Source organism: Arthrobacter sp. Y3221114 (assembly GCF_059092625.1).
On the sequence record NZ_JBNHHW010000006.1, the window covers coordinates 228,703 to 243,784 of the forward strand.

The 15,082-nt window shown below is 68.1% G+C and carries 13 protein-coding genes; 7 read left to right on the forward strand and 6 right to left on the reverse strand.

Going from position 1 to position 15,082, the window contains the following annotated elements; all coding sequences use genetic code 11:
* Positions 1 to 133 precede the first annotated feature (133 nt).
* Entirely contained in the window at positions 134 to 1,054 is a 921-nt protein-coding gene (locus tag AC5RV3_RS14390; RefSeq protein ID WP_494122720.1) for a LysR substrate-binding domain-containing protein, read from the reverse strand.
* Positions 1,055 to 1,244: 190 nt separating this feature from the next.
* Between AC5RV3_RS14390 and AC5RV3_RS14395 the strand changes: the two genes are divergently transcribed.
* The 3 genes from AC5RV3_RS14395 (at position 1,245) to AC5RV3_RS14405 (ending at position 4,378) form a co-directional block, all read left to right on the forward strand.
* Positions 1,245 to 2,435: a cytochrome P450 gene (locus AC5RV3_RS14395; RefSeq protein WP_494122721.1), complete on the forward strand. Its 1,191-nt coding sequence runs from the start codon at positions 1,245 to 1,247 to the stop codon at positions 2,433 to 2,435.
* A gap of 64 nt (positions 2,436 to 2,499) precedes the next feature.
* Positions 2,500 to 2,826, forward strand: coding sequence for a 2Fe-2S iron-sulfur cluster-binding protein (locus AC5RV3_RS14400; RefSeq protein WP_494122722.1), 327 nt, complete (start codon positions 2,500 to 2,502; stop codon positions 2,824 to 2,826).
* A 301-nt stretch (positions 2,827 to 3,127) separates the two neighbouring features.
* Entirely contained in the window at positions 3,128 to 4,378 is a 1,251-nt protein-coding gene (locus tag AC5RV3_RS14405; RefSeq protein ID WP_494122723.1) for an NAD(P)/FAD-dependent oxidoreductase, read from the forward strand.
* A gap of 31 nt (positions 4,379 to 4,409) precedes the next feature.
* On the opposite strand, the gene AC5RV3_RS14410 is transcribed toward AC5RV3_RS14405, so the two are convergent.
* Positions 4,410 to 5,324 (reverse strand): LysR family transcriptional regulator, encoded by a 915-nt coding sequence (locus AC5RV3_RS14410; RefSeq protein WP_494122724.1) that lies wholly within the window; start codon positions 5,322 to 5,324, stop codon positions 4,410 to 4,412.
* Between the two features lie 268 nt (positions 5,325 to 5,592).
* On the opposite strand from AC5RV3_RS14410, the gene AC5RV3_RS14415 reads away from it, so the two are divergent.
* Positions 5,593 to 6,987, forward strand: coding sequence for an MFS transporter (locus AC5RV3_RS14415; protein WP_494122725.1), 1,395 nt, complete (start codon positions 5,593 to 5,595; stop codon positions 6,985 to 6,987).
* 113 nt (positions 6,988 to 7,100) lie between these two features.
* Here AC5RV3_RS14415 and AC5RV3_RS14420 read toward each other — a convergent pair whose 3' ends face one another.
* The 4 genes from AC5RV3_RS14420 to AC5RV3_RS14435 form a co-directional block, all read right to left on the reverse strand.
* Positions 7,101 to 7,721, reverse strand: a complete 621-nt coding sequence (locus AC5RV3_RS14420) for a putative endonuclease domain-containing protein (RefSeq protein WP_494122726.1) — start codon at positions 7,719 to 7,721, stop codon at positions 7,101 to 7,103.
* Positions 7,722 to 8,344: 623 nt separating this feature from the next.
* Positions 8,345 to 9,244, reverse strand: a complete 900-nt coding sequence (locus AC5RV3_RS14425) for a bifunctional methylenetetrahydrofolate dehydrogenase/methenyltetrahydrofolate cyclohydrolase (RefSeq protein WP_494122727.1) — start codon at positions 9,242 to 9,244, stop codon at positions 8,345 to 8,347.
* A gap of 1 nt (position 9,245) precedes the next feature.
* The gene (gene glyA / locus AC5RV3_RS14430; protein ID WP_494122728.1) at positions 9,246 to 10,526 is read right to left on the reverse strand and encodes a serine hydroxymethyltransferase; all 1,281 of its coding nucleotides are present in this window, start codon (positions 10,524 to 10,526) and stop codon (positions 9,246 to 9,248) included.
* A gap of 247 nt (positions 10,527 to 10,773) precedes the next feature.
* A complete protein-coding gene (locus AC5RV3_RS14435) occupies positions 10,774 to 11,874 on the reverse strand; it encodes a S1C family serine protease (protein WP_494122729.1) in 1,101 nt (366 codons plus the stop codon).
* 345 nt (positions 11,875 to 12,219) lie between these two features.
* Here AC5RV3_RS14435 and AC5RV3_RS14440 point away from each other — a divergent pair, with 345 nt between their 5' ends.
* The 3 genes from AC5RV3_RS14440 to AC5RV3_RS14450 all read left to right on the forward strand — a co-directional run bounded on the left by AC5RV3_RS14440 (position 12,220) and on the right by AC5RV3_RS14450 (position 15,012).
* A complete protein-coding gene (locus AC5RV3_RS14440) occupies positions 12,220 to 13,329 on the forward strand; it encodes an FAD-dependent oxidoreductase (protein WP_494122730.1) in 1,110 nt (369 codons plus the stop codon).
* Between the two features lie 5 nt (positions 13,330 to 13,334).
* Positions 13,335 to 14,195, forward strand: a complete 861-nt coding sequence (gene purU, locus AC5RV3_RS14445) for a formyltetrahydrofolate deformylase (protein ID WP_494122731.1) — start codon at positions 13,335 to 13,337, stop codon at positions 14,193 to 14,195.
* Between the two features lie 205 nt (positions 14,196 to 14,400).
* The gene (locus AC5RV3_RS14450; protein WP_494122732.1) at positions 14,401 to 15,012 is read left to right on the forward strand and encodes a class I SAM-dependent methyltransferase; all 612 of its coding nucleotides are present in this window, start codon (positions 14,401 to 14,403) and stop codon (positions 15,010 to 15,012) included.
* Positions 15,013 to 15,082: the final 70 nt, after the last annotated feature.

Genomic DNA, 15,082 nt, shown 5'->3' on the forward strand with positions numbered 1-15,082 from the left:
GTCCATAGCTGCGGAAATTACGGCCGGTCGGGCCGCTGTCGACGGGTGCCGGGGTGGCCGCCGTCGAGGGAGCCGCTGGCCGGCGGAGCCGCATGAGCCGCCGCCCGTTGAGCGGCGGCGGTGCGGGGTGCATTCAGCGGCCGGACTCACCATTGCGGGGCGCATGAGCCTCGACCGCATACCGGACCATCTCGGCAGCCCGGTCGGTCAGCCTGATCCCTTCGGGCCAGACGATCTTCACGCCGACGGGGCGGACTGCCGGTTCGATCGGCAACGCGGTGAAGCTCCGGCCCTCATACGTGGCATCGCCGGACGGGCGCTGCACCAGAACCGAGTAGCCGATGCCGCGCCCGACGAGCGAGCGGGTCAGTTCGAAGTCGGTGGTGCGGTACCGGATTCTCGGCACCACGGAAGCATCGCGGAACACCGACATCGTGTGATGGCTGCTCGGCGGGGCATCAAGCAGGATCATCGGCTCCTCGGCTAACTCGGCCAGGCTTACGGCTTCCCGGCCGGCCAACCGATGGCCGGCCGGCAACAGCGCGTAGGCATGCATGGCGTCGAGCTGCACCGACTCCAGCCCGGGCCGCAGATCCATGTCGTAGACGATGGCCAGGTCCAGCTCGCCGGCGAACAGCTTGTCCTGCACGGCATCCTGGGTTCCTTCGACGAAGTCCAGCTGCACCTTCGGGTGCTCGGCGGCAAAGCGCTCCAACAGCTCGGGCAGGACGGTCGGCGCCAGGGTCAGGTAGCAGCCCACCACCAGCGGACCGGCCAGCTCTCCCCCGCCGCTGCTGGTGCTTAGCTCCAGCTCCTCGGCTTCGCGCAGGAAGGCCGCCGCACGGGCATGCAGTTGCCGGCCTGCCGGCGTGAGGCTGACGCCGTGGGCCTTGCGGCGGACCGTCAGCTGAGTGCCAAAGATCCGTTCCAGTTCCTTCACGGCCGCAGCCACTGCAGTCTGCGAGACATGGAGCTCGTCGGCGGCGGCCGCGATGGTGCCGGCGTCGGCCACTGCTACGAAGTAGCCCAATTGCCGCAGCGTGTACCGGACCATTAGCCCCTCCTGCCGTGTGACACTGAATCAAAGTTTTTCGGGGGATATTTCCACTAATTATGAACTTTACCGGCGGATATGTCTGCTGTCACACTTTGAGGAGACAAACCTCACGCCCGGTAAGGGTGCGAAGCCGCCGGCAAGGATCCGGGACACCGTCCCCGGACCACCCACGACGAGGAGAGCGAGTATGACCGCCGCTACCGAAGCCCGCCCGGTTCCCACCGCGGATTGGGTCACCATCCCGGATCTCTATCGGAACCCGTATCCGATCTATCAACAGCTGCGTGCCGAAGCACCGGTGCACTGGGTTCCCGCGGTCAACCGGTACATGGTCACCAGCTACCAGGCCTGCCACGTGATCGAGCAGGACCAGGAGCGTTTTTCCGCCGATGAGACCAATTCGCTCATGAAGCGGGCCATGGGCCACTCGATGCTGCGCAAGGACGACCCGGAGCACGACGTGGACCGGAAATCCTACGGCAATGTGCTGCGGCCCAAAGCCATCAAGGAGCACTGGAACGCCATTTTCAAGGCCAACAGCGACAAGTACCTGGCGCACCTGAAGGCGGCGGGCCCGGGCGCCGACTTCGTCTGGGAGTACGCCGCTCCCTACGCTGCGGAAAACCTGCGGCTGATCATGGGTTTCCACAATGCCACGCAGGAAGACCTGCAGCGTTGGTCGCAGACGATGATCGACGGCACCGGCAACTACGCCGACGACCCGGATGTCTGGAGCAAGTCGGAAAAGTCGTACAACGAGGTCGACGACGCGATCGATGAGATTTTGCCCTACCTGCGCAAGAATCCGGATTCCAGCCTGCTGTCCGGCCTCACCTCCATGCCGATCCCGCTCGAGGCCATCCGGGCGAACATGAAGATGACCATCGGCGGCGGCCTGAACGAACCGCGCGACGTCCTGGGCACCACCGTGTGGGCGCTGCTGGCCAATCCGGACCAGTTGGCCCAGGTGCTGGCGGACGATTCCCTGTACGCGCGCGCCTTCGAGGAATCCGTGCGCTGGGTGGCACCCATCGGCATGTACCCGCGGGAAGTCACCCGTGACACCGTCGTGGAGGGCATGCAGCTGCCGGCCGGCGCCCGGCTGGGCATCGTCGTCGGCGCAGCCAACCGTGACCCGGCGGTGTTCGAGGACCCCGAATCCTTCAACATCAACCGGGAGAAGAAACCGCACCTGGCTTTCGGCGGCGGCAACCACTTCTGCGCCGGCGCCTGGGTAGCACGCGCTTCGGTGGCGCAGATCGCCATGCCTCAGGTTTTCCGCGAACTGCCCAACCTCCGCCTGGATCCGGACAACCCTCCGGTCGACGCCGGCTGGGTCTTCCGCGGCATGACCAAATTCCCGGTGCTCTGGGGATAAAGGCCCGCCCGGCGCCCCTCCCGCGACTCCCCCAAACCAACGCCTACAGCAAGGACGATTCCCCATGGCAAAGATCAGCTTCCACCACTCCGACGGCAACGTGGACGTGCTCGACGTCGACCCCGGCACCTCCCTGATGCGCGCCGCCGTCACCAACGGCGTCGCCGGCATCGTCGGCGAATGCGGCGGCCAGGCCATGTGCGCCACCTGCCACGTCTACGTCCGCCCCGAATACCTCGACGGCCTGCCAGAGATCGGCGACGACGAAGACGAAATGCTCGACTGCACCGCAGGCCCCCGCGACGACACGCGCAGCCGGCTCGGCTGCCAGATCACGGTCGGCGACGGCCTCGAGCAGATCGAAGTCGACGTCCCCGACGACCAAATCTGAGCGTCCCGCAGGCGGCGGCCGCCCCAGCCACGTCAGTGGGGTGCGGCCGGCGGCCGGTCTGAGCGAACCGCAAGCAATGCTGACCGAAGCCGCCACGGCGAATTCCGGCCGCCGGGCTCGGCTCCGCCGAAGAAGAAATGCTCGAATCCACCGCGTCTCCCCGCGACGCAGGCCGCAGCCGCCTGGGCTGCCAACTCACCGCCGGCGACCACTTCGACGAACTCGAAGTCGACCTCCCCGACGAGCAGGTTTAACCGAGCCGTTTGCGCCCGGCTGCACGTCCCGTACCGAAAGGCACTCCATGAACAGCCCGGAAAACATCGTCATTGTTGGCAACGGCCAGGCCGGCATCCAGCTGGTGGATTCGCTGCGTAAGGAAGGCTACACCGGTGCCATCACCCTGCTCGGCGACGAGCGGCACCACCCCTACCAGCGGCCCCCGCTGTCCAAGGACTACCTGGCCGCCGGGAAGACCCCGGTCTCGCTCCCGCTGCGCCCGGAGAAATTCTTCACCACGCACGACGTCGACTCCCGCCTGGGCGTACGCGCCACCTCGATCGACCGGGCGGCCAAGACCGTCACCCTCGATGACGGCGCCACCCTGTCATATACGAAGCTGGTGCTGGCCACCGGGGCCGCCAACAGGGAACTGAGCGTGCCCGGGGCCGGCCTGGCAGGCATCCACGGCCTGCGCACCCTCGCCGAAGCCGAGGCACTGCAGGCCCGCCTCGATGCGGCGGGCTCCGTCGTCGTCATCGGTGCCGGATTCATCGGCCTGGAGTTCGCCGCCGCCGCGCGCGCCCGCGGGTTGGACGTCACCGTCCTCGAGTACGCCGACCGTCCCATGGGCCGTGCCCTGACCCCCACGATGAGCGCGTTCTTTGCCGCCGCCCACCGGCGCCTCGGCGTGGACCTGCGCCTGGGCGAAGGCATCGCCTCCTTCGACGGCGACGACGACGGGCACGTCACCGCGGCGGCCAGCACCACGGGCGGGCGCTACCCGGCCGACCTGGTCCTGGTTGGTGTCGGCGTCGTTCCGCGCACCGAACTAGCTTCGTCCGCCGGACTCGAGGTGGACAACGGCATCAGCGTGGACGCCACCCTGTGCACCTCCGACCCGGACATCTACGCCATCGGCGATTGCGCGTCCTTCCCCAACGCCCACGCCGGCGCCCGCACCCGGCTCGAATCCGTGCAGAACGCCACCGACCAGGCCCGGCACGCCGCCCGCGCCATCCTCGGCGCCGGGCCCGGCGGCTACGCGGATCTACCCTGGTTCTGGTCTAACCAGGGGCCGCTGCGCCTGCAGATCGCCGGCCTGGTTGCTCCCGGCGACGACGTCGTGCTCCGCGGCGACCCCGCCGACGAAAAGTTCTCCGTCTTCTGCTTCCGCAACGGCACCCTCGCCGCCGTCGAATCCGTCAACCAGCCCGCCGACCACATGGCCGCCCGCCGCCTCCTCGCCGCCGGCGCCACCCTCACCCCCGAACAAGCCGCCGACCCCGGCTTCGACCTCAAGGCCTACTCCAAGCTGCAGCCGGCCGCACTCTAGCTGTACGGCCGGTCCGGCAGGCAGCGGCGGGTCAGGTGGCTCCGCCGCTGCCCAGCGCCTGCACCGCGTGGCCCAGCACCGCCTCGGCCCTGGGACTGAGCACCATGGTGTCCGGCCAGATCGCACACATCGTGGTCTGCGAAGCGGGCGGTGACAGCGGCCGCACGGCGACCGGCCGGCCTTCGACGGTCACGGCCGGGGCGTCGGGCCGCGACATCAGCAGCGCGTAGCCGATTCCCCGGCCGACCAGTGCCTGCACCAGCACAACCTGCGGCATGGACGCGACGATGTGCGGGCGCAGGCCGCGGTCGGCGAAGACGCGATACGTGTTGGCCGTGCTCGGACTCGACTCATACATGATGAGGGGTTCGCTGGCGAGATCGGCCAGGTCCACTGTCGGCTGGGCGGCCAGGGGATGCTCCGGCGGCAGCACCGCCTGCAGCTCGGTCTTGTAGATGGCGCGCTGGCTGTACCCGGCCGGCAGTTCCATGTCGTAGACCATGGCCAAATCCAGCAACCCGGCGTCCAGTGCAGGCAACAGTTCGTTATGGGACCCGACCGTGACGTCCACGCTGATGCCGGGGTACTGTTCCGGCAGCCGGTCGAGCACGGAGGGCAGGACGGTGCTGGCGAAGCTCGCGAAGCACCCCAAGCGCACGGGTCCCTTGAGCTCGCCGGCTGCGCCTGACAGGTCGTTGATCAGCGCTTCCGCATCGCGCAGCAGCAGTCGCGCCCGTTGCGCGAAGAACTGACCCGACGGTGTCAGTTGGAGGCCGCGCGCCTTTCGCCGGACGCAGAGCTGTTCCCCGGCGGCCCGCTCCAGGGCCGTGATGGCCTGCGAGAGCGCGGATTCCGAAATGTTCAGGCTGGCGGCTGCCGAGCTTAACGTCGGATGGTCCGGGAGGGCCGCGAAGAGTTGCAGCTGGCGCAGGGTGTAGTCGACCACAATACTTCAGTCCAATCAAAGAAGTTCGTTGGTTATCTGAAGTTTACCGACGATTGCGAGCCGTGTCACAATGGTTTTCACGTTCAACGTTCTGCCCCGAACGGTGGCTGATCCCAACCGGCGGGCATCGCCGGGCCTGCTGAGCAGACCCGGTGGCGGAACCATACGACCCGGACCGCACAACCCGGCCTCGTCGTTCCCGCCCGCCTTAGCTCCACCCATCTGGTCACGCCGGCCTCCTCGACGTGACCGACCCAAGAGGACAACTATGAGCACTACAGTTTCCGGGCAATCGTCCGCCGCGAACCAGCGTCGCGTCGCGTTTGCCACCATCATCGGCACCACCATCGAGTGGTACGACTTCTTCATCTACGCCACGGCCGCGGGCCTGGTCTTCGCGCACCTGTTCTTCGAGCCGGCCGGCGAATCCATCGGGCTGCTCCTTGCCTTCGCCTCCGTTGGCATCAGCTTCCTGTTCCGGCCGCTGGGCGCCTTCCTGGCCGGCCACTACGGCGACAAGCTCGGCCGCCGCGCCATGCTGGTCATCACGCTGATGATGATGGGCGCAGCGACGACCCTGATCGGCGTCCTGCCCACCTATGAGACGGCCGGAATCCTGGCCCCGGTGCTGCTGCTCTCGCTGCGCATCCTGCAGGGCATCTCCGCCGGCGGTGAATGGGGCGGAGCCGTCCTGATGGCCGTGGAGCACGCCCCGCGTGACCGCCGCGGCCGCGCAGGTTCCTTCCCCCAGCTGGGTGTTCCGCTGGGCATGCTGCTCGCTTCGGGCGTCATGACTCTGATGACCGGCGTGATCTCCCCCGGCGAGGCCTTCCTTGAATGGGGCTGGCGCGTTCCGTTCCTGCTCAGCGTCGTGTTGATCGCCGTCGGCTACATGGTTCGCCGCTCGGTGGACGAGTCCCCGGTGTTCAAGGAAATCGCCGACAAGAAACAGCAGCAGAAGGTCCCCATCGTCGAGCTGTTCCGCAAGCACTGGCTGCTGGTCATCCTGGCCGCACTGGTCTTCGCCGGCAACAACGCCGCCGGCTACATGGCGACCGGCGGGTTCATCCCCAGCTACGCCACCAGCGACGCCGTGGGCATGGAGCGCACCGACGTGCTGCTGGCCATCACGTTCGCCTCGGCCATGTGGTTCATCTTCACCGCCCTGGCCGGCATCCTTGCCGACAAGATCGGCCGCAAGCGCACCTACCTGATTGGTTTCGGCGCCCAGCTGCTGACGGTCTTCCCGCTGTTCTGGCTGATCGACACCGGCTCGCTGGGGATGCTGTACTTCGCGTTGGCAATCTTCAGCGTCGGCCTGGGCCTGAGCTATGGTCCGCAGGCGGCCTGGTACAGCGAGATCTTCCCGGCCTCGGTGCGCTACTCGGGTGTCTCGATTGCCTACGCACTGGGCGCGATTCTGGGCGGCGCGTTCGCTCCGACCATCGCCCAGGCACTGATCAATTCCACCGGCACCAGCAGCTCCGTCTCGGCGTACCTGTTCGGCATGACGATCATCTCCATCGTCGCCGTGCTGATCCTGCGCGACCGCCCGGGGATCGATCTGTCGATCAACAACCAGGCCGAGCAGGAAGTCGGCGCCACCATCTTCGATAAGCGCCGCGGTGTCTCCACCGATGACGCGGTCAAGGTCGGCGTCTAAGCCAGCCATGCTGTGCTGGAGTAACGCCAGCTGACTCAATACCGAGGCGGGTGTCCTGCCGGAGCAATTCCGGCAGGACACCCGCCTCGGTCGTGTTCGTCTTTGTTGTGAGCTCAGGCAGCCTGCTCCCCGGACCATCCACGTTGCTGCAGTGCCGCGGTGATTTTTTCGATCGCACGCTCTGCGCCGTTGGCCATGTGCCGTCTGGAGATCCGGACTTCGTCCCAGTCTGCTGACCGGGCCCGTTCCGCCCGCTCAATGTCTCGCGCGATTTGCTGTGCCTCACCGTGGCCTTCGCCCTCGTATTCAATGGCGATCCGGTATTCAGGCAGGGACAGGTCGGGGCTGTGCAGCATGGCGCCGTCGTCGTCCCTGATCGGCTTGTTCACCTCGGGTTCCGGCAATCCCGCGCTCAGCATGGCGAGCCGCAGCCTGGTTTCGGGCGGAGAGTCCGCTCCGACCCTGGCCAAGGTCAAGGCAGCACGAGCCTTGCGCAGCCCCCGCTTTCCCGGATGGCGGCTCAGCATGGCCTGAAGTTCCTCCCGGGTGGTGAATGGGGCCAAGCGCCCTTCGAACTCCGGCCGCGGAATGCGGAGGAGGTAGTCGGCTATCACCACCAAGTCATCCAGATCGAGGGCCTCCGCCAAGTCCAGCCATGTCCGCGTGCGCGTCGTGACGCATAGCCCATCCACGTAGACCACTTCATCCGGAACGAGTCGGGATCGGTGACCCACCACGCCGGGGCGTTGCATCCGTGCGCCGGCGCTCGGGCGCGAGATATGAAACCGCCGATCGAAGCCGGGGGCTGCAGGGTCGGGAAATCCCCACAGGCGTGCCGCGGTGTCATGTGAGGCAGCGCTGGAATCGCTGACCCGCGTGAACGGCCGCACTCGGGCTGCGAGGTCGAGGCCTGCCGGTTGGACGGCGCAGATGCCTCGGCTTATCCGGATGAAGCGGTGATGACGCAACTGGCTCTTGCTCAGCCCCGATCTCACGCCGTCCTCGATCGTGAGGGCGGAGGCCTGCAGGTGTGGCGGGAGCGGCCTCAGCCGTGGCAGGCGCTGTTCGGGTCCGGATCGAGGCGCTGGGTCCATCCGGACATTATCTACAGCCGGCCCATTTCCGGGCGGAAGTTATTCACAGGTGTATCGAGTGGAGAAAAGCTGCAGCGAACGTCGGCGTGTCGCTGCAACTTTCCGCCGGTCGATTGTCGCCAAAGTTGCCGCCGGTTCGGTTTCGGTGGCCGGCCATGTTGGCCTCAGGACGAGGCCAGCCAGAACCAAGCAAGGAGGCCGGAAACGACAAGAGGGCGGCCTCCGGGATCCGGACACCGCCCTCTTGACGCTCAGCACATGGTTCAGCCGGCTTGGCGCTCGGCGGCTCCCACGACGTTGGCCAGCAGCATGGCACGCGTCATCGGACCGACGCCGCCGGGATTGGGCGAGAGCCAGCTGGCCACGTTGCGGGCCTCGGGCTCCACGTCGCCGGTCACCCGGGCCTTGCCGTCCTCGTCCTCGACGCGGCTGACGCCAACGTCCAGCACGACGGCGCCCGGCTTGAGGTCGGAGGCCTTAATCATGTGCGGCATCCCCGCGGCGGCAATCACGACGTCGGCCTCGCGCAGTTCCGCTGCGAGGTCCAACGTCCCGGTGTGGGCGAGGGTCACGGTGGCGTTGATCTCCTTGCGGGTCAGCAGCAGGCCCAGGGGCCGCCCTACGGTGACGCCACGGCCGACGACGAGCACGCGTTTGCCCGCTAGCTCGATGTCGTGGCGCAGCAGCAGCTCCACACAGCCGTGCGGGGTGCAGGGCAGCGGCGAGTCCAGCGGCTCGCCCACGTTGAGCACCAGCCGGCCCAGGTTCATCGGATGCAGGCCGTCGGCGTCCTTGGCCGGGTCGATCTTCTCCAGGATGCGGTTGGTGTCGATGTGCTTGGGCAGCGGCAGCTGCACAATGTAACCGGTGCAGGTTGGGTCGGAGTTGAGCTCGTCGAGGACCGCTTCGAGTTCCTCCTGCGAGACGGAATCAGGCAGGTCACGCCGGATCGACTCGATGCCCACTTCGGCGCAGTCTTTGTGCTTGCCGCCGACATACCATTTACTGCCCGGGTCCTCACCGACCAGCACGGTACCCAGGCCGGGCACGATGCCCCTGGCCTTGAGCGCCGATACCCGTTCCGTGAGCTCGGTCTTGATCTGCGCCGCGGTGGCCGTGCCGTCCAAAACGCGGGCGGCCGGCGGGGTCGAGTTGAGGGTCATGTCACCACTCCTCGTGGCCGGGGTAGAGCGGGAAGTCGTCGGCGAGCTTCTTCACGCGGGCCCGCAAGGCGGCAGTATCGGCGCCGCCCTTGAGCGCGGTGGCGATGATGTCTGCGACCTCGGTGAATTCGGCAGCCCCGAAACCGCGGGTGGCCAGCGCCGGAGTGCCGATGCGCAGCCCTGACGTGACCATCGGCGGGCGCGGGTCGAACGGCACGGCGTTGCGGTTGACTGTGATACCCGCCTCGTGGAGCAGGTCTTCGGCCTGCTTGCCGTCCAGCTCGGAATTGCGCAGGTCCACCAAGACCAGGTGGACATCGGTGCCGCCGGTCAGCACGGACACGCCGGCCTCGGCCACATCGGCGGCGGCCAAACGCTCGGCCAGGATCCGGGCACCTTCGAGCACGCGCTCCTGGCGCTGCTTGAATTCCTCGCCGGCGGCAATCTTGAAGGCCACGGCCTTGGCAGCAACCACATGCATCAGCGGCCCGCCCTGCTGGCCCGGGAACACGGCCGAGTTGACCTTCTTGGCGAAGGCTTCCTTGCCCAGGATCACGCCGGAGCGAGGGCCGGAGAGGGTCTTGTGGACCGTGGAGGTGACAATGTCCGAGTGCGGCACCGGGTTCGGATGCAGGCCGGCGGCAACCAGCCCGGCGAAGTGTGCCATGTCGGTCCAGAGGTAGGCCCCGACCTCGTCGGCGATGGAACGGAACGCTTCGAAGTCCAGCTGGCGGGGGTACGCGGACCAGCCGGCCACCAGCACGTTCGGGCGCTCGGCCAGCGCCTGCTCGCGGACCTTGTCCATGTCCACCCGGAAGGTCTTCGGGTCGACCTCGTAGGCGGCGACCTGATAGAGCTTGCCGGAGAAGTTCAGCTTCATCCCGTGCGTGAGGTGGCCGCCGTGCGCCAGGGACAGGCCCATCATCTTGTCGCCCGGCTGGATCAGTGCGGAGAGGGCGGCCGCGTTGGCCTGGGCGCCGGCGTGCGGCTGCACGTTGGCGAATTCCGCGCCGAAAAGCGACTTGGCCCGCTCGATGGCCAGGTTTTCGGCGACGTCTACGTGCTCGCAGCCGCCGTAGTAGCGGCGTCCCGGGTACCCCTCGGCGTATTTGTTGGTCAGGACCGAGCCCTGGACTTCAAGCACCGAACGCGGCGCGAAGTTCTCTGAGGCGATCATTTCGAGGGTGTCGCGCTGGCGGCCGAGTTCGGCGTCGATCACGGCGGCGATTTCAGGATCCACCTGGGACAACGGCAGATCGGTCACGGAGGGCGTAGAAGTCAAGGGAGAATCTCCTGGGTGGTGGGGCTTATCTCACTGCTACAGGCCAGATTACCGGCTGCAGGCACCCGCACGCATGGCGCATGACCTGCCCCGGACACACTCCGGCCCGAAGGTGACCTCACGTCCCAGGCGTGCGAACCGTGGTCGGTACATGCAGGAGCGGTAACCAACGGTCCCCGGTCCTGCTGCCACTTCCTGGTGGTGTCCCACCTAACGCCAGTCGCGGCGAGCCAATACTAGCAGCCGGTCACCCCACCGGCCGGTCCGAGAGCGCGACCTGCACGGTCCGGGTTTCGCCGTCGCGCCGCACTTCCACGCTGACCGTATCGCCCGGATTATGCTGGCGGACGGCGGCCAGCAGGTCCTCGGCCGCCGCCAGCGCCTCGCCGTCCACGCTCAGCAGCACATCGCCGGCGCGGATTCCCGCCTCGTCGGCCGGGCCGCCGTCGCCCACGGACAGCGCCAGGACACCCTCCGCCTGGGGCACTCCAAGCTGCTCGGCGATCGCCGCCGTGATGCTGGCGGGAGTCAGACCCATAAAAGCGTGGTCGGCGGTTCCGTCTTCCAGCAGTTCCTCGGCAACTTCCCGGGCAGTGGCGGCGGGGATGGCGAAACCGAGCGACACCCCGCCAGCCTCCGGCGGGATGTAGGCCTCGCTTATGCCCACCACCTGGCTCCGCGCATTGACGACGGCGCCGCCCGAGTTGCCGGGGCTGATCGGCGCGTCGGTCTGGATCAGGTCCACCAGCGCCAGGCTCGACGAGGCGGAGCCCGGGATGGAACGGTGCAGGCCGGAGATGATGCCCGCGGTGGCAGTATTCTCGAAGCCCAGCGGCGAACCTATCACCACGGCAAGTTCGCCGATCGTCGGCAGCGAGGTGTTGAATTCGGCGGCCGGGAGCCCGTCGCGCTCGGTCCGCACCAACGCCAGGTCGGACACAGGATCCGTCGCCAGAACCTCCCCGGGGCTGCGTTGCCCGTCGGCGAAGCCAACCTCCACGTTGGTGCTCTCGCCGACCACATGTTCATTGGTCAAAATCAGCCCGTCTTCGGAATAGACCACGCCGCTGCCCAGGCCGTTGTCGGTAAAAACCGTCACCACGGACAGCTGCACGTTCTCCACGATCTGAGGAATGCCGCCTGTAGGCTGCGCTCCCCCGGGCTGTCCTACCTCGCCGCCCTGCGCCGGCGTGGTCTCACCGCCGGTCGCGGCCGGCTCCGCGTCGCCGGTCCCGGCTGGCTCCCCGCCGCTCTCGCCGGTGCAGCCGGCCAGGCCCGCCAAGAGGGCGGCTGCGAGCAGCACGCGCCCGGCACCACGCAGGGTTTTCTCCCGTTCCAGATGCGTCATGGCCCGGACCTTCCGTCGTCGCTGCTGCCACCCTAGACCCATCGTGATCCGCAGAAAACGCCTCCGCGGCATTCGGGTGGATCCGGCACGCGATACTCTCCCGCCGGCCCGCCACACGCTTTCGCCGGTCCGTCAGACTCTCCGCCGTCCCGCCGCGCTCCCGCCGGTTGCCACGACTTCCGCCCGCCCCATGCTCTCACCGGCAGGCCACACCTTCTCGCCGGCCCCGCCCCACGCTCCTGCCGGCCCGCAACCCTCTCCCCGCGGCAGGCAGCGGAATACCCGGCTCCCGGCCATCGTTGCACCGGATAGATGTTGAAGCGTCAACAATCGGAGGAGCTCATCGTGACGGACCAGGCAATAGGCACCGGGCAACGGCCGCTGCAGGCGGTGGTGATCGGCGCAGGCCAGGCCGGGCTGAGCGCCGCCTACCAGCTGGCCCGCCGCGGACTGGTCCCCGACCGGGACTTCGTGGTCCTCGACGCCAACGACGGCCCGGGCGGCGCCTGGCGCCACCGCTGGCCCTCGCTGACCTTCGACGCCGCGCACGGCCTGCACGACCTTCCCGGCCTGCCGCTCGGGGTTCCGGACCCGCGGGAGCCGTCCTCCGCCGTCGTCCGCCGTTATTACGGTGCCTACGAGCAGCGGTTCCACCTCCCGGTGCACCGCCCCGTGCGCGTAATTTCGGTGGACGACGACGGTGCCTTCCTGCGGGTGCGCAGCGACACCGGCGGCGAGTGGCTGGCCCGGACCGTCATCAGCGGCACCGGCACCTGGGACAAGCCGCACTGGCCGCACTACCCCGGCCGGGAGACCTTCCGCGGCCGCCAGTTGCACACCCGGGACTTCTGGTCCGCCGACGAATTCCGCGGGCAGAGGGTCCTGGTGGTCGGCGGCGGGACGTCAGCGCTGCAGTTCCTGCTCCAGTTGGATGCGGCCGGCGCGGACACGGTCTGGTCCACACGCCGCGACCCCGACTTCACCTCGGCCCCGTTCGACATGGAATGGGGCGTCGACGTGGAGCGCCGGGTCAGCGAGCGCACCCGCGCGGGCCTGCCGACCCTCAGCGTGGTCGCCGCCACCGGGCTGCCGCTGACCGAGACGTACCGGAAGGGCATCGACGACGGCGTGCTCGTCTCGCGCGGAAAGCTGGCCGGCATCACGGAGCACGGCGTCGAATTCGTTGACGGCTCGGCCGAAGACGTGGATGTCATCCTCTGGGCCACCGGATTCCGGCCATCGCTGGACCACCTGGTGCCGTTGCGGCTGCGTGAACCGGGCGGCGGGATCATGATGGGTGAGGACGGCGTCTCGGTCGTGAAGGAGCCGCGCCTGTTCCTGGTCGGCTACGGCGCATCCGCGTCCACGGTCGGGGCCACCCGCGCCGGCCGGGCGGCCGCCGTGGCCGCGGTCAAGTACCTTGCCGCAGAAGCCGAACCCCAGCCGGTACCCTAGGACTCGTGACTGAAGCTCCCGCCGCCACCGCCTACACCCTGATTCTCTCCTGCCCGGACCGCCCCGGCATCGTGCATGCCGTCGCCGGCGCGCTGGCCGGGGCCGGCGGAAACATCACCGACTCGCAGCAGTACGGGAGCCCGCAGTCGGGCCGGTTCTTCATGCGGGTGGCCGTGGCCACCGACCAGTCCTACACCGAACTCCACGACCGGTTGCAGCCGGTCGCGGAGGAGTTCGGCATGGACTGGAAACTGCGCCGCGACGGCGTGAAGATGCGCACCCTGCTGATGGCCTCCAAGTCGGCGCACTGCCTGAACCACCTGCTGTTCCTGCAGCGCTCGGGCACGCTGCCGGTCGAGATCCCCGCCATCGTCTCCAACCACCAGGACCTGGCCGACCTTGCGGCGTTCTACGGCATCCCCTTCCACCACATCCCCGTCACCCCGGACACCAAACCGCAGGCCGAACGAGCCCTGCTGGACCTGGCCGCGCAGCACGACGTGGAACTGGTGGTACTGGCCCGCTACATGCAGGTGCTCAGCAACGAACTCTGCACCGAACTGGCCGGCAAGGCCATCAACATCCACCACTCGTTCCTGCCCAGCTTCAAGGGCGCCAGGCCGTACCACCAGGCGCATGCCCGCGGCGTGAAGCTGATCGGCGCCACGGCGCACTACGTCACCGGGGACCTGGATGAGGGCCCGATCATCGACCAGGAAGTCATTCCGGTCCGCCACGCCCACACCGCCGAGCAGTTCGTGGCGCTGGGTCGTGATGGGGAGGCGCGCACTCTGGCCCGCGCTGTGCAGTGGCACGCCGAACACCGCGTGCTGCTCGACGGCACCCGCACCGTCGTCTTCAACTAGTCGGACGCCCGTCGTCCAATCGTCGACCGTCGTCTTCAACTCGTCGGCCGCCGTCGTCGGCTCGTCGGACGTCGCCTTCAACCAGTCCCGGCCCGCCTTCCCCTCGCCGGCGCCGCTCGGCTGCGCCGCACGCCCGGCCCGTCGTCCGTCGCGACGGCGGAGTGCCCCCCTGTGCCCCGCCCGGCTCAAGGCGTACTCTCGTCGGATGGGCAACCATGAGCCTGAGCTGAAGTCGTTTTACGACCGGCAGGCGCCCGACCGCGACCGTCGCCGGACGGATCCCCACAGGGACGCAGCCCGGCAGGAATTTATTGCCTCCTTGGTCGCCGCCCGGCGGCACAGCGTGTTGGAGATCGGCTGCGGCACCGGCACGGACGGGCTCGCCTTCAAGGCCGCGGGCATCCATTACACCGGCGTCGATCTCTCCGAGGAAAACGTCCGGCTGGCCCGGGCGAAACACCTGGAGGCGGTGGTCGGTTCGGCCCGGGAGTTGCCGTTTGCCGGGGGAACGTTTTCGGCCGGCTGGACCATGAGCACGCTGCTGCACATACCAGACCAGGACCTGCCGGATGTTCTCGCCGAGACCATGCGTGTGCTCGTCTCAGGCGCTCCGCTGGCGGTCGGGCTCTGGTCCGGCGACGACGAGGAGGGCATCGTTGCCGACGACGACTTCGAACCGCACCGCTTCTACAGCCGCCGCAGCGACGCAACCGTCCACAGGCTCTTCGCCGAGCACGGCCTGATTTCCGGTTTCACCACGTGGGAGCGGCCCGAGTTCGGCCGGCACTACCAGTTCTTCATCCTGACCAAACCGTGACCGGCAGGATCCACTGCTGCACGTCCGTCACGAAACTCCTGCAGCACGTCCGGTGTGGCTAGGCTGATGG